This window comes from Vallitalea guaymasensis (assembly GCF_018141425.1).
GTDB classification, from domain to species: domain Bacteria; phylum Bacillota; class Clostridia; order Lachnospirales; family Vallitaleaceae; genus Vallitalea; species Vallitalea guaymasensis.
Genome location: NZ_CP058561.1, coordinates 5,491,053 through 5,517,936 on the forward strand (window position 1 = coordinate 5,491,053; position 26,884 = coordinate 5,517,936).

General features: G+C 29.8%; 21 protein-coding genes. 1 reads left to right on the forward strand and 20 read right to left on the reverse strand.

Going from position 1 to position 26,884, the window contains the following annotated elements:
- Positions 1 to 8: 8 nt before the first annotated feature.
- From HYG85_RS23710 to HYG85_RS23765, 12 genes are all read right to left on the reverse strand, one after another.
- Complete coding sequence (locus tag HYG85_RS23710; protein ID WP_212691700.1) at positions 9 to 2,798, reverse strand: VWA domain-containing protein; 2,790 nt, start codon at positions 2,796 to 2,798, stop codon at positions 9 to 11.
- 11 nt (positions 2,799 to 2,809) lie between these two features.
- The gene (locus HYG85_RS23715; protein ID WP_212691701.1) at positions 2,810 to 4,615 is read right to left on the reverse strand and encodes a vWA domain-containing protein; all 1,806 of its coding nucleotides are present in this window, start codon (positions 4,613 to 4,615) and stop codon (positions 2,810 to 2,812) included.
- A gap of 41 nt (positions 4,616 to 4,656) precedes the next feature.
- Positions 4,657 to 5,523, reverse strand: a complete 867-nt coding sequence (locus tag HYG85_RS23720) for a DUF58 domain-containing protein (protein ID WP_212691702.1) — start codon at positions 5,521 to 5,523, stop codon at positions 4,657 to 4,659.
- A 16-nt stretch (positions 5,524 to 5,539) separates the two neighbouring features.
- The gene (locus HYG85_RS23725; protein WP_212691703.1) at positions 5,540 to 6,523 is read right to left on the reverse strand and encodes an AAA family ATPase; all 984 of its coding nucleotides are present in this window, start codon (positions 6,521 to 6,523) and stop codon (positions 5,540 to 5,542) included.
- 345 nt (positions 6,524 to 6,868) lie between these two features.
- Positions 6,869 to 7,816: an N-acetylmuramoyl-L-alanine amidase family protein gene (locus HYG85_RS23730; RefSeq protein ID WP_212691704.1), complete on the reverse strand. Its 948-nt coding sequence runs from the start codon at positions 7,814 to 7,816 to the stop codon at positions 6,869 to 6,871.
- 174 nt (positions 7,817 to 7,990) lie between these two features.
- Positions 7,991 to 9,280, reverse strand: a complete 1,290-nt coding sequence (locus tag HYG85_RS23735; RefSeq protein WP_212691705.1) for a methionine gamma-lyase family protein — start codon at positions 9,278 to 9,280, stop codon at positions 7,991 to 7,993.
- Positions 9,281 to 9,294: 14 nt separating this feature from the next.
- Positions 9,295 to 9,522: an RNA chaperone Hfq gene (gene hfq, locus HYG85_RS23740; protein WP_113674896.1), complete on the reverse strand. Its 228-nt coding sequence runs from the start codon at positions 9,520 to 9,522 to the stop codon at positions 9,295 to 9,297.
- Between the two features lie 140 nt (positions 9,523 to 9,662).
- Complete coding sequence (miaA, locus tag HYG85_RS23745) at positions 9,663 to 10,616, reverse strand: tRNA (adenosine(37)-N6)-dimethylallyltransferase MiaA (RefSeq protein WP_334293895.1); 954 nt, start codon at positions 10,614 to 10,616, stop codon at positions 9,663 to 9,665.
- A 6-nt stretch (positions 10,617 to 10,622) separates the two neighbouring features.
- A complete protein-coding gene (gene mutL / locus HYG85_RS23750; protein ID WP_212691706.1) occupies positions 10,623 to 12,626 on the reverse strand; it encodes a DNA mismatch repair endonuclease MutL in 2,004 nt (667 codons plus the stop codon).
- A 14-nt stretch (positions 12,627 to 12,640) separates the two neighbouring features.
- Positions 12,641 to 15,325 carry a DNA mismatch repair protein MutS gene (gene mutS / locus HYG85_RS23755; RefSeq protein ID WP_244971255.1) on the reverse strand — a complete coding sequence of 895 codons (2,685 nt, stop codon included), beginning with the start codon at positions 15,323 to 15,325 and terminating at the stop codon, positions 12,641 to 12,643.
- A 70-nt stretch (positions 15,326 to 15,395) separates the two neighbouring features.
- Entirely contained in the window at positions 15,396 to 16,802 is a 1,407-nt protein-coding gene (gene miaB, locus HYG85_RS23760) for a tRNA (N6-isopentenyl adenosine(37)-C2)-methylthiotransferase MiaB (RefSeq protein WP_212691707.1), read from the reverse strand.
- A 126-nt stretch (positions 16,803 to 16,928) separates the two neighbouring features.
- Positions 16,929 to 17,303 carry a hypothetical protein gene (locus tag HYG85_RS23765; RefSeq protein ID WP_212691708.1) on the reverse strand — a complete coding sequence of 125 codons (375 nt, stop codon included), beginning with the start codon at positions 17,301 to 17,303 and terminating at the stop codon, positions 16,929 to 16,931.
- 189 nt (positions 17,304 to 17,492) lie between these two features.
- Between HYG85_RS23765 and HYG85_RS23770 the strand changes: the two genes are divergently transcribed.
- Positions 17,493 to 18,581 carry a ribonuclease H-like domain-containing protein gene (locus HYG85_RS23770; RefSeq protein ID WP_212691709.1) on the forward strand — a complete coding sequence of 363 codons (1,089 nt, stop codon included), beginning with the start codon at positions 17,493 to 17,495 and terminating at the stop codon, positions 18,579 to 18,581.
- On the opposite strand, the gene HYG85_RS23775 is transcribed toward HYG85_RS23770, so the two are convergent.
- The 8 genes from HYG85_RS23775 to HYG85_RS23810 form a co-directional block, all read right to left on the reverse strand.
- Positions 18,576 to 19,361, reverse strand: a complete 786-nt coding sequence (locus HYG85_RS23775) for a CheR family methyltransferase (protein WP_113674890.1) — start codon at positions 19,359 to 19,361, stop codon at positions 18,576 to 18,578. The genes HYG85_RS23770 and HYG85_RS23775 overlap by 6 nt on opposite strands.
- Positions 19,362 to 19,551: 190 nt before the next feature.
- Entirely contained in the window at positions 19,552 to 20,697 is a 1,146-nt protein-coding gene (gene rpsA, locus HYG85_RS23780; protein WP_113674889.1) for a 30S ribosomal protein S1, read from the reverse strand.
- Positions 20,678 to 21,523 carry a 4-hydroxy-3-methylbut-2-enyl diphosphate reductase gene (ispH, locus tag HYG85_RS23785; protein ID WP_212691710.1) on the reverse strand — a complete coding sequence of 282 codons (846 nt, stop codon included), beginning with the start codon at positions 21,521 to 21,523 and terminating at the stop codon, positions 20,678 to 20,680. The genes rpsA and ispH overlap by 20 nt, the downstream gene beginning before the upstream one ends.
- Before the next feature lie 24 nt (positions 21,524 to 21,547).
- Positions 21,548 to 22,216 carry a (d)CMP kinase gene (cmk, locus tag HYG85_RS23790; protein WP_244971256.1) on the reverse strand — a complete coding sequence of 223 codons (669 nt, stop codon included), beginning with the start codon at positions 22,214 to 22,216 and terminating at the stop codon, positions 21,548 to 21,550.
- Between the two features lie 217 nt (positions 22,217 to 22,433).
- Positions 22,434 to 22,793: a chorismate mutase gene (gene aroH, locus HYG85_RS23795; protein ID WP_113674886.1), complete on the reverse strand. Its 360-nt coding sequence runs from the start codon at positions 22,791 to 22,793 to the stop codon at positions 22,434 to 22,436.
- Positions 22,794 to 22,817: 24 nt separating this feature from the next.
- The gene (locus tag HYG85_RS23800) at positions 22,818 to 24,056 is read right to left on the reverse strand and encodes a BaiN/RdsA family NAD(P)/FAD-dependent oxidoreductase (RefSeq protein WP_212691712.1); all 1,239 of its coding nucleotides are present in this window, start codon (positions 24,054 to 24,056) and stop codon (positions 22,818 to 22,820) included.
- Positions 24,057 to 24,084: 28 nt separating this feature from the next.
- A complete protein-coding gene (locus HYG85_RS23805) occupies positions 24,085 to 25,005 on the reverse strand; it encodes a MurR/RpiR family transcriptional regulator (protein ID WP_113674884.1) in 921 nt (306 codons plus the stop codon).
- Between the two features lie 430 nt (positions 25,006 to 25,435).
- A complete protein-coding gene (locus HYG85_RS23810) occupies positions 25,436 to 26,845 on the reverse strand; it encodes an oxaloacetate decarboxylase subunit alpha (protein ID WP_212691713.1) in 1,410 nt (469 codons plus the stop codon).
- Positions 26,846 to 26,884 lie beyond the last annotated feature (39 nt).

Sequence of the window (26,884 nt, forward strand, 5' to 3'; positions counted from 1 at the left end):
ATTCTCCCCTATCGTTTCCTTTTGGTATTGCCAAGTAACTCTGAAGTATCCAGCAAGTTAGGTTTCTTGTCTTTATTAGATTTGTTGGTTTTGTTATTTCTTGGTTTATCCTTCTTGGTGTCTTTTCCATTCTTCATTTCTTTTTCATTCAATGATCTCTCTTCATTTTTAATGTTACTTTTATTATCTTCAATATTATCTTTAAGGGATTTGTTTTCTTTAACCTTTTTATTATCCAGTAGTCTCATTAGTCTTTTAAAAGGTATAGTTATTTTACTAATTTTTGATGCAATATTAAATCTTCTAAGTGCTATATCAACAATCCATAGTATAAGTACAATTATTAATAAGATGTTAGATATGTTTTTGCTTGTTTTCACCTTATTATCAATTTCACTGAATACTTCATCAGGATCATTAATAACCTTACCTCCTATTTTTTCTACAAAATCCATGAAACTATTATTATCTATCAATTTATATTCTTCAGAATAAGGTATAGTGATGCCACTTAAGCCAGTACCTACAATTTCATCGCCATCTTTTTGAATTCCCTTCATCATGTAAGAACCTACTTCGTCTGGAATAAATTTTCCTTTATATACTCCCTTTCTAACTGGTTCTAGATTAACATTAACTAATTTATTGGATGGTGATTTCATTTGTACTGTTGAATCTAATAAATAATCTTTGTTAGAAGAATTAAGAGTAATATTTACTTCACCATTTTCATAAGTACTATTGATCTCTATTGGTTCATCAGAATAATTTTCAATAGTATAATTGATAATATTCTGCCAGAAAACATTATTCTTATCCCAAGTATTGTAAAGTGCACTCCACTCACCTGACAAATCAGAACACCAAGCAGCAGTTCTACCCAGACCATACTGCCAAACTGATAATATTGGATCATTTACAGGGCTAGACAGCAATACTGTCGCAGCATCCTTTGGTGAAGTCCCAATATATCCTTGCAACTTGGGTAATCCTTCATCATATATATCTGCTAGAATATTATGATAAGAGTTCATTATTGGTGTAAATGTTATATTGTTAAGATATGTCCTTGTTGCCATAAAAGCTTCTTTAGCAAATATTCTAGGTATATTCCTTCCATCTTTCGTAAAATAATTTCTTCCATTGCCAGAAGCAGCTAAATATGATAACAGCTTAGTATCCGCTCCATCACCAACCCCTACTGTTGATAATGTAATTTTATTGTTATTCATATTAGCAAGTAATGGTTCATATCCTGTTTGTTCAGCTTGTCCGTCGGTCAGCAAGACAATATGCTTTATCTCAGCCTTACTCTCACTTAGCTTATTATAAGCGTCTTTCAAAGCAGGTAATATAGATGTGCCTCCGCCTTCGTTGATGTTAAGGATACTTTCATTGATAGTATCTCTATCTTCAGCTTTTTGTAACTGGACTATCTCGTAAGGTTTATCATCAAATGCTATTACTCCAATTTCATCATTGTCTTCCAATACTTCAACCGTTCGCATAGCAGCTTCTTTGGCAAGTCTTAGATTTCTACCGGACATACTACCTGATTTATCAATAACAAGCATCATTGCCATATTAGGTTTATCCTTTATACCACGCATATGCATGTTAACAGGTAATACTGTTTCAAGTGGAGTCTTATAGTAACCACCAAGTGCGTAAGAATTTTCACCACCAATAGTAACTAATCCTCCACCGAAATCTTTAACATAGTATTCTATATTGTTCAAAAAATCTTCACTCAAATTATCTGCTGATACATTACATAGAATTATGCTCTTATATCTTAACATATTCTCTAAATTAACAGGTACTTGTACACTTTTAATCTTATCATAGTTTAGTCCTATACTCTTAGTTATTTTCTCTATCTGTTCAGCATCTTTTTCCTGATCATATACTATAAGTACTTTTGGACTGCTTTTAACAAATGTAAACGCCGAGTATGTATTATTAACTGTCAATCTATCATCTTCAGGTTCAATCAATAACTCATAACTTACAAATCCCATCTTTTTTGCAGTATCTTTTAACACATAATTATTGGAACCTTTTCTAAGATTAATATTGTCTGTAATAATTTTTTCACCATCAGCTATAACAGTTATCTTAGCATTAGTATGGGTGGTAGAAAATACATCCATGTTAATCTGAAATTGTTCTCCTAGATTTACCTTTTGAGGAACATAAAAATTATCAATATATACCTCATTGGCAGCTTTTGATTCTAAGGTCTTCACTTTGATTTCAATTTCTTGATCTTTTATTGATTGAATTAATTTCTCTGTTTTTCCTTTGTTTTCTTTACCATCTGTTAATAAAACAATTCTTTTATTTGTGTCCCTTGGAATTAATGCTATACTTTTGAGGATACCCTGTTCAATGTCAGTATAAGACTTATTAACATCTGTTTCTAATATATCTGATGTGAAATCTTTAGTAATACTAACATCCAAAGAAGCATCTTTTCCAAATATTACTGAACCAACTCTATCATTTTTTCCTTTATCTTTTATAGCATTTCTAATAAATTCTTTAATTTCTTCTTTATTCTCTGACACACTTTCTGATACATCTGATAAGAAAATTGTTGATGTTTCTTTTGATGTATTAACAATAGAAATATCAGCTAAAGATAATATTAAAAACAGTATTACTATACATCTAGTTACCGCTGTCAAATACTTTTTAAAATTATTGCTATAATAATTCTTTGATATTCTAAATATTATAAACACCAATATTGGAAATAATAACAAAATCCATGTTCTTCCAAACTCTACCCTCATAAATTACACCTCTAGCCAATAACATATTTTTTCCATTCATATAACATAACAATTATAGCAAGAATGATAAACAGGCTCATGAAATCAGTCTTTTTACGGCTTCTTGTGACTATTTTATTTGATACATTATCATCAAGCTCATCAGAATACTCTTTAATAGTTGATTCTGAATCAGTATTATAATTTATAGTTATATAATCTGTCTTTTGTTCTTTTTCATTATTCTCTTGTATCAATTCATACACACCCAATTCCTTAGTATCATCATAATAAGTTATAGGGAAATTCACATCCAATTCAGCTTTATTATTTTTTGGATCAGATATAAAAGCTTTTTCAGTAGTACTTAAAGGTTCAAAAGAAATATTTTCTCCTGCATGATAATTCTCATCAATCTGTACACCATTCCCTAATATATCTGCCAATAAATTATCTATAAGAACAGGGAAACTGATATTTAATGGAAAATCACTATTATGTAAATCAAAAGACATAATATTAAATTTTCTACCATTTTTATTACCGGTTGCTATAATACTATCCTCACCAACATTAGCTATAGATTTTATATATTCATTAGGTAAAATTTTTCTATAATCAGACACAATGAAATTTTCATTGAATACATGTCTCGTAATATCTTCATCACTGAAAGCTGCCATTCCACTACTGGTTTCACTATCAGTTTCATATAATCCATCAACCTTTGGTATATTTAGAAACATTAAATTGCCTTCATCTGGAATTGAATCAGGTATTATACTATCATAAATATACAAATCATATTTCTCATTGGTAACACCAGAATTCTTAGTTTTATACAACTCGTATCTATTAGATGCTAAAATTGCTTTTTCCATAAAAATATTCTCTTCTGATACAAGAATGATTCTCTTTATCTCATTCTTATTTAATATATTAAACCTTTTATTGTCTGCTGTTATTAAATCTTTTTCTTTTATTTGACCATATATATAATTGCCTTCACAGTTGATATTATCAAATAATATATTCTTGCTTTCATATGATTCTAAGTTTATCTCACTGCCTTTTAGCCATGTATCATTTTGGTCATATAGGTCCAAATGGATTTTTACAGGCGTTTTATATCTATTAGTGACTTTTGCAAGAACTTCATATGAATCTTCTGAGAAGAAAGTTGATATATTGTCTATACTTACATTAGAACCTTCTGACTGAACTAAATAGTTGTGTATATTATCATTATTATTAATCTCATCAGATATTATGGATATCTCATAATCCTCATAGCTCTTGGCTATTGAGAATATAAAATCTATGTTGTCATCTATTTTCATAGAACCATAGGTTGGATTAATATTGTTAATGGATTTTTTGATAGTATCTTTGGAAACAGCATTGGACACATTTATGTTGACATCGTTTCCAATAGTTATAATAGTAACTGGAGTACCATCTAATAATCCATCTATTTTTTCTTTTGCCATTTCCTTTGCATAATCTAATCTAGTCTTCCCATCTTTGTATTCTGCATTCATACTAGCACTAGTATCCATGACAATAATCTGTACATTGTTAGTTTCCTGCTTTTTATATAAATACGGATTAGCCAATGCTAATGTAATAATGATTATTACTATTATTTGTAATATCATTAGTATATTTTTTTTCAACTTTTGCCATGGTGTATTTACTTCATCTTCCTTTGAAGCCAGTTCCCACAAGAAGGTACTTGAAATTTCTTTTTGTTCAAAATTCTGCTTCAATATATACATCAAAATTACTAATGGAATCAGAAGTAAACCCCATAAAGCATAAGGATTACTGAACCTCATATTAATTACACATCCTCTTTGTATTAAATATGATATAGATTTTATATCATAATAAAGGTACCTATTAAATCTTCCAAGATAATCTTTTCAATCGAATCAGTTGACTTAATATTAACATACGTAGCACCATATTTACTGCATATATCATTAATATTATTACTGAATCTTTTTACATTCTCTTTATATTTTTTCAGTAGTCTTGGAGTTATTACGAGATTTTTTTCTTGTCCCGTTTCACTATCTACCATTTTTAGTTTTCCATCAATTCTCGGATTCATTTCTTCCTCAGATAATATGTGTAAAACCAGTATCTGCTGCTTATTGAATGCTAAGAATTTTATAACATCTTCTATATTTTCATTAGTAAATAAATCAGAAATTATAATACTAATCCCGCTACCATTGAAATTCATTTTCTTTAGTCCTGCAAAACTGGTTTCATGATTATTGAAATCAATATTTTCTAAGTAACTAATGTGCTTCATAAAAGAGTTTTTACCTTGTCCAAGAAAAATGCCTGTTTCATTAGATATCAGAGGATTTATTAATACTTTATCTAAATTATTTAGAGTTATATAAGTAAAAGCTGCAGCTAACCGAAGAGAGGTTATGTTTTTATTATTAAATGACATTGATTTGCTATTATCTATAAAAATCCTGAATACAGCTTCTTTCTCTTCCATAAATAATTTAATATATAGTTTTTTGAACCTCCCATAAGCATTCCAATCTATTCTTCTAAAATCATCAGAAGGTACATATTCACGATAATCAGAGAATTCTACAGACATACCTTTTGCTTTTGATTTTCTGCTTCCTGCTAAACCATATGTTGCCATGTTTTTTACGCTTATAGATAACTTTTCTAACTTATTCATAAAGTCTGATGTAAAAATTTGTTCGTTCATAATACTCCTCAGCTTCCTAAGCTTTTATTTCGTTAATCAGCATTTTAATAAACTCATCGTTATTAATTCCATCACTGATTGCTTCAAAGTTCAAGAAAATACGATGTCTAAGACAAGGAAGAGCAACATAATTAATATCGTCAAAAGATACATTGTACCTTCCTTCAAGTAGCGCATTTGCTTTAGCTGATTTTAGAATAGCTTGTGCTGCACGTGGACTTGCTCCATATTTAAGATACTTCCTTGCTATTTCAGGTGCATCAGGTAATTCACTATGGGTTGCTACTACTAATCTTAATGCATATTCTTTAACATATTTCGCAACAGGTATATCATTTATTATTTTCCTCATGTTAAGTATATCACTACTTGATATTATTTTCTCTGGTTCATTACCAATACAGTCTACAGTTAAATCCATTATTCTGGATAATTCATCTAGATTAGGAAATTCAACTAATACTTTGAACATGAATCTATCTAATTGTGCTTCTGGCAAAGGATAAGTCCCTTCCATCTCAATTGGATTCTGTGTTGCAAGCACCATAAATGGCTGTGGCAATTCATAAGTATTGTTACCAACTGTTACTGTCATCTCCTGCATTGCCTCTAACATAGCTGATTGAGTCTTTGGTGTAGCCCTGTTGATTTCATCAGCTAGTAATAAATTAGCGAATACAGGTCCTTTTTGATATTCAAAATGTCCTTTTCCATGATTATCTTCCACATACATATTAGTACCAACAACATCAGCTGGCATCAAATCAGGTGTAAATTGAATTCTTGAAAAGGACAGATTCATAACCTTAGCTAAAGTCTTGACAAGTTGTGTTTTTCCAAGCCCTGGTACACCTTCAAGCAAAATATTTCCACCAGTCAGCACTCCTAAAAGAACTTGTCTAATTATATTTTCTTGTCCAATTATTCCTTTAGCTATTTCTTTTTCCACATTATGTACCTTAAGTTTACAATCCTTTATGGTACTTTCATTAATTTCCATGTTTTTACCTTCTTTCTAATATACTACCTCAAAATGTATATATCCACTAAAGTATCGTCAATATATACATATTTTTATCATTGTCATTCAATTTTATAATTTATATATTATTTTTACCAAATAAATGCTTATTTCAGCTAATTTTATAACAAATCATCTTAAATTCTACAGGAATTAAATTAAGATTTTACATAAATAACATTAAAATATGATTAAGATTTTGTTACGAAAAAACAAGGATAACCTTTATTCTATATAAGAATCAACGAAACATATCGCTTGTTTGTAGAGTCATCCTTGTTTATGTATATATTAAACCAGTAATATTCTTATTAAATTGTATAATTACATAGAGTATATTTCAGTTAAATATCCCATGATTCCCTCTGCTATAGACATGGCTATGTTTTCTAGAAATTTATCATCCAATAATCTTTTCGCATCTTCCTTATTGGTAGCATAACCCATTTCAAATAGTAAAGATGGCATTGTTGTTTGTCTTGTCACTTGATATGAACTTCTTCTTGGTTCCTTATGTACTCTTATTTTTTCTATTCCTGTTTTTTTAATGAATTTATCAGTTATTTTATTAGCGAATTTTTCTGCTTCTTCATTATATTTATCATCTTTTTCGCAGTAATACAAATCATATCCATTAACATTATTAGATTCTTCATAAGCGTTTATATGTAATGATATAAATACATCAGCCTTACTTTCCTTAGCTAATCTTACTCTTTCGGTTAAGGATATTTTATAAAGCTTGTCTTCTTGCTTCTCATCATAATTCTCAGTTCTTGACATTACTACGTCATAATCATTAGCTTCTAGAATCTCAACTACCCTTTTTGAAATCTTCAAAACGACTTCACTTTCTGTTAACTTGAATCCAAATTCTTCAGGTGCTTCAGTACCGGAATCAGAAAATCCATGACCAGGATCGATAAAAACTTTTCCCATACCGTTGTAGATAGATTTTTTATCAGTATTTGTTTTTACATCAGTGGTTTCTTCTGCCACTTTGTCTTGTACAACAGGTTCTGACACCGGTTTTGTTTTATTATGAAATATGGTAAAAAGAATGATTGGAACACTAATAATAAGTAATAATGCTATTCCCGCAATCAATCTCATTCTTTTCTTTTTCTGATTTCCGATATACACCTTTAACCAATGACGAACATTATTAGTACTAACACCTAATTTATAAGCTACTTCTTCTACAGTCACTTTTCTATCTATAATCAATTTTACATTATTTATTTTTACTTTATTATCAATTTTTCTTGCCATAGCTTTCATCCTATTTAATTATTTTTAACCCTCAATCAAATGTGTCAAACGAACCGTCCCAATGTCATATTTTTTGTTTCAAAAAAACTTTTCAATTCGTTCAATATGTATGAAGACTACTTAATGGTAATCTAAAATATATAATAAAATTGAAAAGTCATGAGTTTGTTTATGTTACTTTAATGTTATACTTTTATTATCTATCATTTTTTGAAGCGCTGTCATTATACCGAATTTTGCATGATGCCATGATAGACCTCCTTGAAAAAACACTGTATATGGTGGTTTTATAGGTGCATCAGCACTTAACTCAATGGAAGAACCTTGTACAAATGCTCCAGCTGCCATAATTACTTCTGAATCATATCCTGGCATATCCCATGGTTCAGGTGTCACAAAGCTATCTACAGGAGCTGCCGCTTGAATTCCCTGACAAAAGGCAATAATAGCTTCTGGTGAACCTAAATTGATAGCTTGTATAATATCATGTCTACTCTCTGTAGAATCAGGTATCACTTCATATCCAAGCTTTTCAAAAACATTAGCTGCGAATATTGCTCCCTTTAAAGCCCCTGCTACTATTTGCGGCGACATAAATAATCCTTGAAAGAATTGTTGATTAAGACCAAGGGTCGCTCCTATTTCTTTACCAAGTCCCGGTGCAGTCAATCTAACTGCACAATTTTCAATACAAGCTTCTTTACCGACAATATAACCTCCAATAGGCGCAAGTCCACCTCCTGGATTCTTGATCAAAGAACCTACTATCATATCAGCTCCTAGATCTGTAGGCTCGATTTTCTCAACGAACTCACCATAACAATTGTCAACCATACAGATAAGGTCACTGTTTATACTCTTAACAAAAGAGATAATCTCCCCTATTATATCTACTGATAGGGTTGGTCTAGTATCGTAACCCTTAGACCTTTGTATGCTGATTAGTTTTGTATTATCATTTATAGCTTTCTTTATTCCTTCATAATCAATACTTCCATCTTCTAACATGTCTACTTGTCTGTAAGTAATACCATACTCTTTTAGAGAACCATTTGTTTCTCTTATACCAATAACTTCTTCAAGAGTATCATAAGGTTTACCGACAGGAGATAATATCTCATCACCTGGTCTTAGATTAGCAGAAAGTGCTATAGTCAGTGCATGTGTACCAGAAATTAATTGTGGACGCACTAAAGCAGCTTCTGCATTAAATACAGAAGCATATACACTTTCTAATGTATCTCTCCCAAGATCATTATAACCATATCCAGTTGTTGCAGCAAAATGTATATCACTGACTCTATTCTCTCGCATAGCAGATAATACTTTCAATTGATTGTATTCAGCAATTTCATCAACATGATTAAATCTATCTATTAAATTCTTTTCAATCTCGCTACAATAGTTATAAACTTCTTCTGAGATATTTTGCTTCTGATACATCTTCTGTAAAAAATCAGTCATTTATCTATACCTCTTTATTCTTCAACAGTTAAGGATACTTCTCTAGAAGGAATAACAGTTGATATAGCGTGTTTGTATATCATTTGTTGTTTACCTTCAGTCTCAAGAATTACTATAAAGTTATCAAATCCTTTTACTAGTCCTTTTAGTTGAAATCCATTTGTCAAATATACTACTACAGTTGTTTTGTCTTTTCTTACTTGATTTAAAAACAAATCTTGTAAATTAATTGGTTTACTCATTTAAACTCGCCCCCATTGATATCGTATTTTTAAATTATATATATAATAAATTTTATTACTTTTTATTAATTAGAATAATTAATTTATATAATTTAACATCTTTAGTATTTGGTAATTATTTCATCTCACTTACTATTGTATTATATAATTCCTAATTCTTCAATATCTTTTAACATTTTATTTGAAATTAATTCTAAATTCATATTGTAATCATCCACATTCAACCATCTTACGTTTTTTTCTCTCTTAAACCACGTAATCTGACGTTTTGCAAAATGTCTGGTATCACGTTTTAAGATGTAGATTGCTCTATCTAGGTCATATTCACCATTAAGATATCCATAGATCTCTTTATATCCTAATCCTTTCATGGACACTAAATCTTCACTATATCCCATTTCTTTTAATTTCTGGACTTCTTCTACTAATCCTTGTTCAATCATTATATCTACTCTTCTATCAATTCTTTCATATAATAGTTCTCTATCCATGCCAAGAACATAAAAAAGAAGGTTATAAGGTGATTCTTTCTTGGATTCTATTTCATTATGCACTGATATTGGTCTACCAGTTTCTTTATAATATTCCAAAGCCCTGATAACTCTTTTCAAGTTATTGGGATGAATCTTATTGTAGGATACAAGGTCAATATCTTTCAGTTTATCATGTACATATTCATTACCTGATAGAGCTGCTTCCTTTTGAAGTTGTTCCCTATATGAATTATCTTTACAAGTGTTCTCAAAATCAATGTCATATATGATTGATTGTATATAGAAACCTGTTCCGCCAACCATGATAGGAACTTTTTTATTTTGTGTAATTTCTTCTATACTTTTCTTAGCTGAATTTTGGAAAATATTAATATTAAATTCCTCATCAGGTTCTAGTACATCTATTAAATGGTGTTTTATACCCTGTGTTTCTTCTTTTGTGACTTTTGCCGTTCCTATGTCCATATACTTATAAACTTGCATAGAATCAGCAGAGATTATTTCACCACCTATTTCCTTTGCCAGTTTAACCGATAAACTAGTCTTACCAACTGCTGTAGGTCCGGCTATAACAATTAAAGGTTTTCTCAATATATCCACTCCTAATTACTGTATTCTCTTGAATTTCTTTTCTAGTTCATATTTTGTCATAGAAATGATAGTTGGTCTACCGTGTGGACATGTAAAAGGATTTTCTATTTCAAGAAGCTCATCAAATAACTTTTCATATTCTAGAACCGACAGTTTATCATGAGCTTTTACAGCTGCTTTACATGCCATAGTTGCTATATCATTTCTTACTACATTGTATTTATCAGGATCATAATGTTCATTAAGACTATCTAATATCTCAATGAATTGATTAGAACTTAAGGATTTATTAAATATATAAGGTACACTTCTTATTGCATAAGCATCTTTACCGAATTCTTCTATTTCAAAACCTAAGTCTATGAATAATTGTTTATAATCCTCTATCAATTGTTTCTCTCTTATAGATACATGAATAATTATTGGCTGCAAAAGACCTTGAGACATTATATCTGAGTTTTCCAGCTTATTCATTAAACGCTCATACAACACTCTTTCATGAGCTGCGTGCTGGTCAATAATATAGAATTTGTTCTCAAGCTCTACAATCCAATAAGTATTAAATAGCTGTCCTATTATCTTATAGTTTTTGACAGTTTTAGCATTAACACTCTTATCCTCAAATAACAAGGCTTGTTCAGCAACATATTTGGGTTTTGCTGATAATTCATTCTGTTTGTTATCAGATATAGCCTTTGATTCATCTGTTACTTTTTTTATACTGTCATCACTAATAACTTTAGGTTGCTGAATTGATTTAATATCTTTCGGATGTTTATCAGCTTGTTCCTGTTTCTGGTCGTTTATATTCTGGGATACTATTTTATTAGTTATCTCAGAATTTTTTTTGAAAATATTTATAAGACTACTGCTATTAGGTTCATAATTATTAGTTTGCTCTTTTATTAAAGTTTTTTTCATTTCATTTAACCTATTTTTTTCAAAGGGTTCTGGAATAGCAGTATCTATCTTGATATTGTCTTTTTTTATCTCTCTTTGTCCATTGCTCAATGATACCTCAGGAATTAGGTCTACTTTACTTAGTGCTTCGTAAATACCACTTTTAATTGCTTCATAGATAATGGATTCATTGTGGAATCTAACCTCCATCTTTGTTGGATGGACATTTACATCAATCAATTCAGGGTTTATTGTTATATAGAATGCTGTAAATGGAAATCTATGGACGGTTAATTTAGTTTTATAACCTTCTTCTATTGCTTTCATAATGATTTTACTTTTTATATAACGACCATTTATATAATAATTCTCATAATTCCTGATTGCTCTGCTTATCTTTGGTTTTCCAATGAAACCTTTAATTTTGAATTCGTCATTATTAATTTCTATTGGAACGCTGTTTTTAACTATTTCTTTACCATAGATATTGAAAATACAATCCTTAAGAACATTATTTCCAGAAGTATGTAATTTTATAGTATTATTATATATAAATTTAAAAGATATACCTATATTACCAAGGGCTAGTTTATTAATAAACTCACTAATATAAGCTCCCTCTGTTGCTGGCTTTTTCAGGAATTTTCGCCTAGCAGGAGTATTATAAAACAAATTCTTGATAATTATGGTTGTACCCTCAGGGCATCCTATCTCTTCCTTACTTACTTCACTACCACCTTCTATTACGTATCTTATACCTGTTATATCATCATATGTCTTAGTTATAACTTCAACTTGGGATACTGCAGCTATACTTGCAAGTGCTTCACCTCGAAATCCCAATGATGATACGGTTATTAAATCCTCTATGGACTTGATTTTACTTGTTGAATGTCTAATAAATGCAGTCTGAATATCTTCTTTTGATATCCCTTTACCATTATCTGTGATACGTATAAAAGATATTCCACCTTCTTTTATTTCAATTGTTATAGCACTTGCACCAGCATCAATAGAATTCTCAACCAACTCCTTTACAACCGAAGAAGGTCTTTCTACTACTTCACCTGCTGCTATTTTATTAATAGTATTTTGGTCTAACAATCTTATTTCAGACATGATGACACTCCCTTCTAAGTCAAGGCTTTTTTATGCAGTTCATATAATTTATTCAATGCATCCATTGGTGTCATTTCTACTATATTCAAACTTTTCAAGTCATCAATTAGTTCATTGTAATTACCCATTACATCAAATAATCCTAATTGTACCGGTTCTGTTTTCTCTTCTTTTTCCTGTTCTATTGGAACTTCAATATTTATTTCTTCTTCCTTCACAGTTGCTATTTCTTCCACTGCATCTTTACACACGATCTTAGTATTTTTTGCAATATCTGCATTACTTAATTCAGATAAAAGAACCTTAGCTCTGTCAATAACATCCAAAGGTACACCAGCAAGTTTTGCTACTTGTACACCATAACTATTATCTGTACTGCCTTTTATTATCTTACGCAAGAAAATTATATCATCGCCTTTTTCTTTTACGGAGATGCAATAATTCTGCACGCCATCAACCTTGCCTTCTAATTCTGTAAGTTCATGATAATGAGTGGCAAATAATGTCTTGGCTCCGATTTTCTTTTTATTAACTATGTACTCAACTACAGACCATGCAATACTAAGACCATCAAAAGTACTTGTACCTCTACCTATTTCGTCAAGAATAAGTAAGCTGTTGCTTGTGGCATTTCTAAGTATATTGGCTACCTCTGTCATTTCCACCATAAAAGTACTTTGTCCAGAAGCCAAATCATCAGAAGCTCCTACTCTAGTGAATATACGGTCTACTATTCCTATATGAGCTTCACCTGCTGGAACAAAACTGCCTATTTGCGCCATTAAGACAATAAGAGCAACCTGCCTCATATAGGTTGATTTTCCTGCCATATTTGGACCAGTGATAATAGAAAATCTACTATCCATTTTATTGAGATATGTATCATTGGCTATGAACATTTCATTGTTCATCATTTTTTCCACAACAGGATGACGTCCATCTTTTATATCAATAGCACCATCATTACTTAAAACAGGTCGTACATAATTATATTTTATTGCTATATCTGCCAGTGATGTAATAACATCAAGTATAGCTACCTTATATGCAGTGTCTTTAATTCGCTCAACTTCTTTTGCTACTTTGTTTCGCAGTTCTACAAATAGTTCATACTCAAGAGCAACTATTTTTTCTTCTGCTCCCATTATAGTATTTTCCATTTCTTTTAATTCTGGAGTTATGTATCTCTCTGAATTAGCTAACGTCTGTTTTCTTACATATCTATCTGGCACTAGATTCAAATAAGATTTTGTTACATCTATATAGTAACCAAATACTTTATTGAATTTAATTTTAAGGTTCTTGATACCTGTCAATTCTTTTTCTTTTGCTTCTAATTCAGCGATCCATTGCTTACCTCTTGTACCTGCTTCTCTAAGTTTATCAACTTGTGGATGATAAGATTCTTTTATTATGCCTCCATCTTTTACAGATATAGGAGGGTCATTAATTATTCCTTTATCTATCAAATCATAGATATCTCTTAAGTCATCAAATGTATCTTTTATCTTGGTAATATAATCAGCATTGCATTCGTTTAACAATTTCTTTATAAATGGAAGCATTTCAAGAGAGGTCTTAAAAGCTATTAAATCTCTACAGTTAGCTGTTTTCAGACTTATCTTACTCATAAGTCTTTCCAAGTCATATATAGGGTTCAAGAACTCTTTCAATTCTTCACTTATGATAGGTTTGTTTTTTAATTCTTCAACCCCATCAAGTCTATCTTCAATATTTGTTTTTGATAGTAAAGGCTGTTCAATCCATTTTCTAAGTAATCTGGAACCCATTGCAGTTTTCGTTTTATCAAGAACCCATAATAAAGAACCCCTACGCTCTTTTTCACGTAATGTTTCAACTAATTCCAGGTTACGCTTTGATGATAAGTCAACCATCATATAGGAGTCAGTAAGATATGGTGTTAGTTTAGTTATATGGGATATATTGCTTTTTTGAGTTTTATATAAATACTCTAATAATGAACCAACAGCACATACCCCTTGATTAAATTCTTTTATCCCTAATCCGTCTATAGTGCCAACTCCAAATTGCTCTTTTATATTACCAACACATCTACCATAATCAAAATACCATTCTTCTTCTTCGCTGATATAGACATGAAATCTGTCTTTTAATTCTCTAATGAAATCTTCACAAACTATAATATCTTTATTACATATTATTTCAGTAGGAACAAATTTTCCTATCTCATCTACAAGTTTTCTTTTTTCATTTACTTCTGTTACTAGAAAATCTCCTGTTGTAATATCTACAAGAGCTACTCCATAATTGTCTTTATTACCAAATATACTCATTAAGTAGTTATTTTTAGATTCATCTAAGGATTGCATATTAAGGTTAGTACCTGGAGTGACTATCCTAACAACATCTCGTTTAACAATGCCTTTTGCTTGTTTTGGATCTTCAACTTGTTCACATATAGCTACTTTATAACCTTTTTTTATTAATTTATTTATATAGTTCTCAGATGAATGATGAGGGACACCACACATAGGAGCCCTATCTGCTTGTCCACAATCTCTACCTGTCAATGTAATTCCTAATTCTCTTGATGCTAATTTTGCATCTTCAAAAAACATCTCATAGAAATCACCTAATCTAAAAAATAATATACAATCTTCGTATTGTTCCTTTAGATCCATATACTGCTGCATCATAGGTGATAGTTTATTCTTCATTAGTAACCTCTTTTCTTATAGTAATTTTTTATAGCATTATATATATTTAAAAACTATTAGTTTCATTTTCTTAATTTATTTGTTCTCCTATTAAATAATATCCTTTTGATTCTATTATTTTAACAGGTACAATTTTACCTATCAAATCTTTATTTCCTTTTAGATGTACTAGATGATTACTTCCTAACCTACCAGATACAAGATGATCATCTTGTCTATTTATCTGTTCCACTAAAACATCATAAGTGTTCCCCACTTTTTCCTTACTTTTCTTATATACTATTTCATTAAGCACTTCTAAAAGCCTGTTAAAACGTTCTTTTGCAACATTTTCAGGCACCTGATTTTCCATAGTTGCAGCAGGTGTACCAGTTCTTATAGAATATAAAAATGTAAAAGCATTGTCAAATTCAACCTTTTTTACTACATCTAATGTATCTAGAAAATCTTGTTCTGTCTCACCTGGAAAACCTACAATTATATCAGTAGTAAGAGCAACGTCAGGACGTGCTTCTTTTATTTTACTTACCAACTCAAGATAGCTATCTTTTGTATATCTTCTATTCATCTTTTTTAGCACACTTGTACTTCCAGATTGAAATGGTAGATGAATATGGTCACATAATTTTTTAGAAGTTTTTATTACTTCTATAAGCTCGTCCGACAAATCTTTGGGATGAGATGTCATGAATCTTATTCTTTCAAGCCCTTCTATCTTCTCAATTTCTTGAATCAGTTTAGCAAAAGTAAGAGGTTTGTCCAAACTTTTCCCATAAGAATTAACATTTTGACCAAGTAATGTAATCTCTTTTACACCATCATCAACTAGGTCTGTTATTTCATTAATAATATCTTCGGGTTTTCTGCTTCTTTCTCTTCCTCTTACATAAGGTACTATACAATAAGTACAGAAATTATTGCAGCCAAACATTACATTGACACTTGATTTGAATTTGAATTTTCTTATACTTGGTAGATCTTCTACAATTTCTTTATAATTCTCCCAGATATCTATTACCATTCTACCAGTATCCAGTCTTGTTTGTATCAACTCAGCTAATTTATATAAATTGTGGGTGCCAAACAAAATATCCACATGCTTATATGCTCTTTTAATCTCATTTATAACAGTATCCTGTTGCATCATACAACCACATAGGGCAATCAACATTCCTGGTTTATGTTTTTTATTGTTTTTTAATGAACCAAGTCTGCCATACACTTTCAATTCAGCATTTTCTCTAACACAACATGTATTATATATTACAAAATCTGCATCCTTCTCTTCTTCAGTAGGCACATATCCTATTTGTTCTAATATTCCTTTTAGTTTTTCCGAATCATGGGCATTCATTTGGCAACCAAAAGTTGATACATAATATTTTAACCCTTTACCTTTTATTTGCTTTGATAGTTTGTCCATTATTCGTTTTTGCCTTAAACTTTCTTCATGTGATATGTCTAGATTCTTATTCATTTCATTCCTCCACTATCCGTCTATTAAATATTATTCTACATATACTTTCTTTTTATGGTATAAATAATTATTATTTTTTATCGATATTAGTATTTTACATAATATAAGACATTTTTTCAACAGTAGTTAATCATCATCTTCAAATTCATCGTTTGTATTATTATGAGATTGATAATCTTTTTCAAGTTCTCTAAATATCTCTTCAAAATAGTTGTCTCTTCTTCTTTTGGTATAATGCCTGTCCTTTTTGTTACATGGACTTCTAGCATTCAAACAGTTACCTAATTCTCTTGTAGATTTAACTAAACCAGATGCACTAAGTCCAGTATACAAACCAATAACTATACAGGATTTTGAATTCGTTGAACATAATATCATACCAAGAGCTAGTCCAATAACTAAGTTGATAAATGGTATATACCTACATGGAACCCCTGTTAGTCTAATAGTTTCACCTATACCAGCTATTAACGGTATCAGTACTAGATATGAGTATTCCATAACTTGTCCCCCCTTCTAATTTCTTAATATATTATATGCGAGAATTAATTAAAAGGTGTACAAGCTCTATCTATTATACCACATACAGAAGTAATTAAACATGGTATAATAAATTGATTAAACATTAAAATTAGCTTATACTATAACTATAAATACTGAATTATCCTGACTCATTAATAAGGAGAAATTATGATAATAATAAATAAAAATATTGATATGGATACCCATATTTTAAAAAGAAGATATGATAATCTTGATGAACTGTTATTCTTTGATATTGAAACTACTGGTTTTTCATATAGAAGAAACATAGTATATCTAATTGGGTGTATCTATTTTGTGAATGAAATGCCCACGATAATTCAATGGCTAGCTGAAAATGAAAATGACGAATATGCTGTATTATATGAGTTCATAAAATTCAGTAATGATTTCAAAAGGATAATACATTATAATGGCACCTCATTTGACATACCTTTCATAACTAAAAAGGCACTATTATATAAAATAGACAATAATCTATCTCATATAGAAAATGTTGACATATATAAATTAGTCAGACCATGTAAACATGTATTGAACCTTGAGAACTGCAAACTTAAAACAATAGAAAAATATCTAGGTATATTTAGAAAGGATACCTTTACAGGGGGAGAATTAATTCAGCAATACATTGATTTTACAAAATCAAAAAGTGATAAGGAGAAGACTAATTTATTACTACATAACGAAGAAGATTTGATAGGACTTATTAAAGTAGTTGAAATACTTGATTACGTAGATACATATAACAATCTCAAACAGAATAATATTGCTTACAAAGTTGATGATATTAATATCAGTGAATTAATTATGACTATACATCTTACTGCTAATACAGAAATTCCATTTGATTATAGCTTTACTTTTGATAATTATTATATACATATAAATCATACAGAATTATTAATAAAAATTCAGCTTCTTGATGAAGAATTAAAGTTTTTCTTTGATAATTATAAAGATTATTATTATATACATTCAGAGGATCAGGCAGTTCATAAATATGTGGCAAAATACATAGATAAATCCAATAAATCAAAAGCTACAAGTGAAACCTGCTACATAAAGAAAAGAGGCATATTCATACCTCTTCTTGATACCTATATAGTAAAAAACGAAAAAATATTTTATTTATCTAAAAAAAATAAAACCAAATATATACAACTGCAAGATGATATTCATAGTAATACTTCATTCACAGATAACATATGTACTAGTATACTTAAAAGCTTATAGTTCATCAATTTTCTTATAAAAAAATGATTTTAGAGATGTAAATTTATATGTTGCAGATTGAATAATCTGTTCTGTACTGCCAACAAATAAAATTGCATCTTTTTTCATTGCATTATTGAATTTCTTATATATACCATCTTTTGCTTCATCTGTAAAATATATTAAAACATTACGGCATACTATTAAATCACAATTACTTGGGTAATTATCTTTTAACAAGTTTAATTGCTTAAATTCTATACATTTTTTTATATCATCAGTTACTTGATATGAACTGCCTATCTGTCTGAAAAACTTTGTTTTGAATTCTTGAGGTAGACCTATTAAACTTTTGTCTTTGTATAATCCCATTCTAGCCTTTTCCAATACTTGTTTATCAATATCAGTAGCTACAATTTTAATTTTGTTTAGAGGAATAAATTTACTTAATACCATTGCTAAAGAATATGGCTCATCACCTGTTGAACAAGCTGCACTCCATATTTTTAGATTATCGGAAAATTTATCTATAAGATAAGGTAAAATATCTCTTTCTAGAACTTGCCATTGAGTAGGATTCCTATAGAATTCTGATACATTAATAGTCAAGTAGTTAATGAATTCTTCATATATCTTTTTATCTTTTTTTAATATATCAACAAATTCTTGATAACTATCTGCATTATTTTTTCTTATTAATGAATCTATACGCCTTTTCATTTGTCTTTCTTTGTAAGCGTTTAAATCAATTTTAGAGAGTCTAAAAACGGCATCTTTAAAATCTTCATAATTTTCAATCACTATTTTATCCTTCTCCTTTATTATGTCAAATACAATATTTTATAAATATATTTTTTAATCTATGTATTATACATTTTTTATTATATTAGGCTATAATAACGAAACTTATTTCGTCAAAAGTAAAATGATAAAGAAAACTACAAAAAATACTCTAGAATACTTTTTGCAGCTTTTTTTATCTTATATATTATTATTCTGTTTCTTCAACTGTTTTTTCAGCACTTACTTCTTCTTTTACATCCTTAGCATCAGCTTCTTTAGTTTTGTCATCTTCAAGAGCTTTGATACTTAAACTAATCTTTTTAGATTCTTGATTGAAGTCTAATACTTTAGCTGTAATCTTTTGACCTATTTTAAGTTCATCAGATGGTTTTTCAACGTGCTTTTTAGCTATTTGTGACACATGTAATAATGCATCTACGCCTGGCTCTAATTCAATGAAAGCACCGAAGTCTGTCATTCTTGCAACAACACCTTCAACTACATTATTGATTGCGTATTTAGTAGCAGCATCATTCCAAGGATTTTCTTCATCAAATTTCATTGATAAGGATACTTTATTCTTATCAGTATCAATACCTATTATTCTAACTTTTACTTTATCTCCTACTTTAACAACATCACTTGGCTTTTTAACTCTTCCCCATGACATTTGTGAGATATGGATTAATCCATCGATACCATCAATATTAACAAATGCACCATAATCTGTTACATTTTTAATATTTCCTGTTACTACCATACCAACTTCAATTTTTTCCATTGATTCTTTTATTTTATTTTGTCTATCAGCTAATAATAATTGTTTTCTATTACCAATTATTCTACCTTTTTTAAGATTGAATTCACTGATAACAAATGTGATTTCTTTACCTAAGAAGTCTCTTAAATTGTCTACATATTCATCTGATACTAAAGAAGCAGGAATAAATATTCTAACTTCATCAACAATAGCTACTAAGCCACCTGCAAGTACTAGTGATACTTTTGCAGTCAAATGCTCTTTATTCTTGTAGTATTCTTCAATCTTACTAAGACCTTGTTCTGCAAGTATTCTTTTATAAGTAAGTAATACTTGTCCTTCACCATCATTTACTCGTAAAACTTTAACCTTAATCTTATCCCCTGGTTTCACAGTATCTCTCAGTTCAACTTCAGGATAGTTTGAGTATTCGCTCTTAGGTATGATACCATCAGACTTGTACCCAATATTAACAAAAACTTCATTATCATTAACATCTATAACTGTCCCTTCAACTATTTCTCCCCTGTGAATTGATTTTAGGGATTGTTCTAACATTTCCTCAAAACTAATTTCATTCTGTACTTCTGACATGTGTAATAACCTCCTGAATAATGTTCTTTGGAGTTGAAGCTCCAGCTGTAATTCCTATTATCTCATTTTTACTAAAAACAAGCAACTCCAAATCTTCTATAGTTTCAATATGATAAGTATTATCACATTGATTCTTGCATAATTGGTATAACTTTCTAGTATTAGAACTATGCTTACCACCTATCACCAGCATTTTATCTACTCTACCTGATAGCTGTATAGCCTCTTCTTGCCTATCTCTTGTTGCTCTACATATTGTATCTTTTATATCTACATGATACCCTTTATCTAAAAATATTTCAATTATTTCTTGGAATTTTAGATAATTAAGTGTTGTTTGAGCAACAATACAAATATGTTCATCTGTGGGTAATTGAAGCTTTTTAGCATCTTCTATACTTTCTATAATAATTGCTTTTGATGAACTCCAACCTTTTATTCCAATAACTTCTGGATGATTAGGATCACCAATTATAATTATAGTATCACCCTTTTTACTATAATCATTTACTATACGATGAATTTTCTTGACATAAGGGCATGTAGCATCAATAATAGAAAATCCATTGTCTCTAATATAATTATATATTTTTTCTTCTACACCATGGGATCTTATAATAACTTTACCCTTAGGTAGGTTTAGAAGTTCTTCTATATCATTTACAACTTTTATGCCTTTATCTTCCAACTCTTCAACTACTTGTAAATTATGAATTATTGGTCCATATGTATATAATGGTTTGTCATCAATATTATCATATACACTTTTTACTGCTCTATCTACACCAAAACAAAATCCGGCAGATTTTGCTACTATTACTTCCATTAGTATCTTCCTCTCAAATAATATTTAATAATTATTATTTATCATTTTAAGGATTTTATTAACCACTTCATCAATAGATAGATTGGATGTATCCACTTCAATAGCATCATCAGCTTTTTTCAGTGGAGCAAATTCTCTATTCATATCTCTATAATCTCTTTTACCTATTTCATCTTTTATAGATTCCAAGTCCCTAGATATACCTTTTTCTAATAATTCTTTATGACGTCTCTTAGCTCTTGTTTCAACACTTGCATTGAGATAAATTTTATTAGTAGCATTAGGCAACACATAAGTACCTATGTCTCTACCATCCATAACAATACTTTTTTTGGTTGCAAGGTTTCTTTGCAGTTCAACAAGCTTAAGACGTACATTTTTATTTACTGAGACTTCAGATGCCATTTTACCTACTTCTTCATCTCTAATAAATTGATTGACATTCTCATCATTAAGTATTACCTGCTGTTCGCCATCTATATAGCAGATACTAATATCAATATCGTCTAATATATTGTTAATAATATCGTTTTGGTCACTTGATATATTATTTCTAATACAATAAAGTCCAAAGGCTCTATACATAGCACCAGTATCTACATATATAATATCTAGTTCCTTAGCAATCTTTTTGGCTATAGTGCTTTTACCTGCACCAGCTGGTCCATCAATTGCTATGTTAATTATATCCACAACATTACCCTCCATAATAATATTGTCACCAATAATAAACTATAAACTGTATTTCTCAAACTGTCAATACTAAGTTTTATTAATAAGATATAAAATTATAATTATTTTATATCTTAATTTATCTTTTATTATAGTTTTGCTTAGTATTTAAACCTTTTTCAACGTTAACTTAGTAAATTAATTTTGCAAAAAATAATTTATTGTCAATTATTTAATTCTACTTATCTAATAAATCAGGTCTTAACTTTTTGGCTTTTTTTAGATATATATGTTTTACTTCATTTTGTGATTTTGGGATATGGGCAGTCACCATAACCCTTATACACATCTCTAAACTGTTTTCTACATACATTTCGCTAACACACATTAATGATGCATGGACAATACCTAGTTCTCTAGCACCAATAGCAGGATATGCAGCTGTTAAATCTTTTGTAGCTGAAAAAATGATAGATATTATTTGGTCATTATTAATATTATTACTAATTAATATGTCTTTTAGTAATGTTTTTGTATCATTAATAATATTTTCTCTAGTATTAGTGTCAATTGTAATTGCTCCTCTTATGGAAACCATTTTTTCACTCCTATATAATAATATTTAAAGCTCACTTTCACCTATAGCAAGTCCCGCAAGATACCCTGTAGAAAATGCTATCTGCAAATTAAAACCTCCAGTTAACGCATCAAGATCAAGAACTTCTCCTATAAAATACAATCCATCAACTTTTTTTGATTCCATAGTCATAGGATTAATTTCCTTTATACTAACTCCACCACAAGTTATTATTGCTTCATTATAGTCTCTTGTCCCTATAATATGGCAGGTTAAATTTTTTATTAAATCTACTAATTTCAATCTTTCTTCTCTAGAAATTTGATCTACCTTTTTTTCTTCATCAATACCAGATAGTTTTATAATAATAGGTATTAATTTCTTTGGCAATAGATCATCTAAAGCGTTTTTGAATTGTTTTCGCATATATTTGTTAAAATCCTTCAATATCCTATTATCAAGTTTTTTAGTATCAAGAGAAGGTTTTAAATCTATTGATAAAGTCATATCTTTACCTTTATAAGGTATAATATATCTGCTAGCAGATAAAATAAGAGGTCCTGTCACTCCAAAATGGGTAAATAACATTTCTCCAAAATTTTCATATATAATTTTACCATTTGCTTTTATAGTGATCTTTACATTCCTAAGAGATAGTCCTTGTAATTCTTTGATAAAACTTTCTCTTGTAACTAAAGGCACTAATGAAGGATGTGTATCACTAACTGTATGATCTACTTTTTCTGCAAACTTGAATCCATCACCGGTTGATCCCGTGGATGAATATGATAGTCCACCTGTAGCTATTATAACACTATCACCTTCAATTAAGTTGCCATCATGAAGTACTATTCCTTTTGCCTTGTTTTCAACAACTTTTATATCTTTTACTCTTGAACCAAGATGAATAACTACACCTAATTTATTCATTTCTCTAGTTAAAGCTGATATAACATCAGATGATTTATCTGATACAGGAAAAACTCTATTACCTCTTTCTATTTTAGTTTTCAAGCCAATATCATTAAGAAAGTCTATTAGCATAAAACTATCAAAGGAATAAAATGCGCTATATAGAAATTTCCTATTAGTAGTAACATTCTCAAGTAATTCCTCTACATCAGTGGCATTAGTAATATTACATCTGCCTTTACCTGTTATATATAATTTTTTACCACATTTTTCATTTCTCTCAAAAAGGTGGACTTCACAACCATTTCTCGCAGCTATTATTGCTGCCATCATGCCTGATGGTCCACCTCCTACTACTAAAACTTTTTTCAATACTTATTCAAGTCCTTTCACATATTAGCTATTCTAACATATCGGTGTTATTTTTTGATTGTATATTGTAATTCATATTATAATCTTCTTCATTATCGTAAACTTGATATTCACTCCATACTTTTTCTAGATTCTCTAATGTGTCTAACACTTCATCTTGCTTTTTAATACATAATGCAACTATCAGTGCATTAATCAAGCTTAGTGGCGCAACTAATGAATCAACGAAAGAAGCCATATCACTTCTAGCTATAAGACTACAATCAGCAAATTGTATCAATGGTGATAAATAACTATCAGTTATAGCAATTACCTGTGCATCTCTATTTTTTGCGAATTCCATAGCTTTTTTAGTACGCTTTGAATATCTTGGAAAACTTATTCCTATTACTACATCCTCTGGACCAATTCTATAAATCTGTTCAAACATTTCACTTACACTGTTTGTATGGATCAATTTGGTATTATCAAATATTAGGTTAAAGTAAAAACCTAAAAAACCTGCTAAAGAAGCACAACTTCTTACACCTAGTATATAGATTTTTCTAGCCCCTAGTATCATGCTGGTTGCTTCATTAAATATATCTTCATCAATTTCTTCTAAGGTATGCTTAATCTTTTCTGCATCCGATTGTAAAACTGATTTTAGAACATGATTTTTGTCAATTCTATCTGATGTCACCTCAACTCTTTGGAATGAAGTCAATTTGGTCTTAACTAATTCTTCAAGGGCTCTTTGTAGTTTTGGATAACCATCATAACCAAGTTCATTAGCAAATCTTACTACTGTTGACTCACTAACGCCAACTATCTTACCTAGCTTCGCTGCTGTAAGAAAAACTGCTTTCTCATAATGTTCCAATATATAATTTGCTAATAATTTTTGCCCCTTACTAAGTTTTGGGTAGGAATTATTAATCCTTTTCATCAAATCATTTTGTCTATGCATATTAATACCTCTCTAACATTATTAATTCACTATCAAAGTTTTTATGGATATTAAAAATATTATGTACTAGATTTTTATACCAATAACTTAATATAACGAATTATTTTCTTTTTATCACTTTATAGATTGTTTTAATAATTAACAAAAAATAGTTCTGTATAACTTTCTATACAATATATTGTTATTGATCCTTGATTACCACCATATCTTGTATAGAATTCTAGCATTGTTATTTTTTGTGGATTAATATTATTATATATTAATAAAAATAATTTTACAATATGTTTTAATTAATAAAATATGCATATACAAAAGTACTTATGGCTTATAAAAAAAAGTAAAATTACAAAGATAATAATAAATGTACCCTGATCCTTCTCCTAAAAAAATAAAACCAGTACCAAAAGGTACCAGCTTTATTATATTAGATCTATACAGGGTATACCTTATTATCCTTATCAGCCATATTAGGATCTACTTTAGTTTGCTGTGCTTCTCTGTATTTGAAGAAATCTTCAGCAACTTGTGAGAATAGGGCATAAGATAAAACATCTTCATCTTGTTGTTTATATCTTGTCATTTCAGATTCTATTTTCTTAAGCTCAGGCTTAATTAAATCAGCTGGACGACAAGTTATTTGTTTTTCATTACCAATAATGATTTTCTTGATTTCATCACTGATTGGTACAGGAGTTCTTCCGTATTCTCCTCTAACTAAAGCTTTAGATTCTTTTGTTACCATCTTGTATCTTTGACCAGAAAGTACATTAAGTACAGCCTGTGTTCCTACAATCTGACTTGAAGGTGTAACAAGTGGTGGATATCCATAATCAGCTCTAACTCTTGGTATTTCTTCAAGAACGTCATAGAACTTGTCTTCTGCATTTTGTTTTTGAAGTTGTGATACTAAGTTAGATAACATACCACCTGGTACTTGGTATAATAATGTTTTAATATTAACACCTAATACTTTTGGATTCATCAATCCACTTTCTAGAGCTTTTTCTCTTTGTGGTCTGAAATAATCAGCTATTTCTGATAATAGGTCTTGATCGAATCCTGTATCATAAGGTGTTCCTTTGAATGTTTCAACCATAACTTCTGTAGCAGGTTGAGCTGTTCCCATTGAGAATGGTGACATTGCAGTATCAATGATATCTGCTCCAGCTTCAACAGCTTTTAAATAAGTCATTGCAGCAACACCACTAGTATAGTGAGCATGTAATTGAATTGGAACTTTTACAGTCTCTTTTAATGTTTTAACTAATTCTGTTGCTGAATAAGGAACTAATAATCCAGCCATATCTTTAATACAGATAGAGTCGGCACCCATATCTTCTAATTGTTTTGCAAGTTTTGCATAATACTCTAATGTATGTACTTCACTTAGAGTATAAGAAATAGCAATCTGAGCGTGACCGCCTTCTTTTTTAGTTGCATCTATTGCAGTTTTTAGATTCCTTGGGTCATTTAAAGCATCGAATATACGAAGAATATCTATACCATTAGCAATAGTCTTTTGAACAAAATATTCAACTACATCATCTGCATAATGTCTATATCCTAAGATATTTTGACCTCTTAATAACATTTGTAATTTCGTATTTTTAAATCCATCTCTTAGCTTTCTAAGTCTCTCCCATGGATCTTCCTTAAGGAAACGCAAGCAAGCATCAAATGTTGCTCCACCCCAACATTCAACTGAATGATATCCTACTTTGTCTAATTTCTCTACAATAGGAAGCATATCTTCAGTTTTCATTCTAGTGGCTATTAGTGATTGGTGAGCGTCTCTAAGTATGGTATCTGTAATTTTTACAGGTCTTTTATTCACAGCCATATCTTAAACCTCCTATAATCATTGACTTTCTACCTAAGT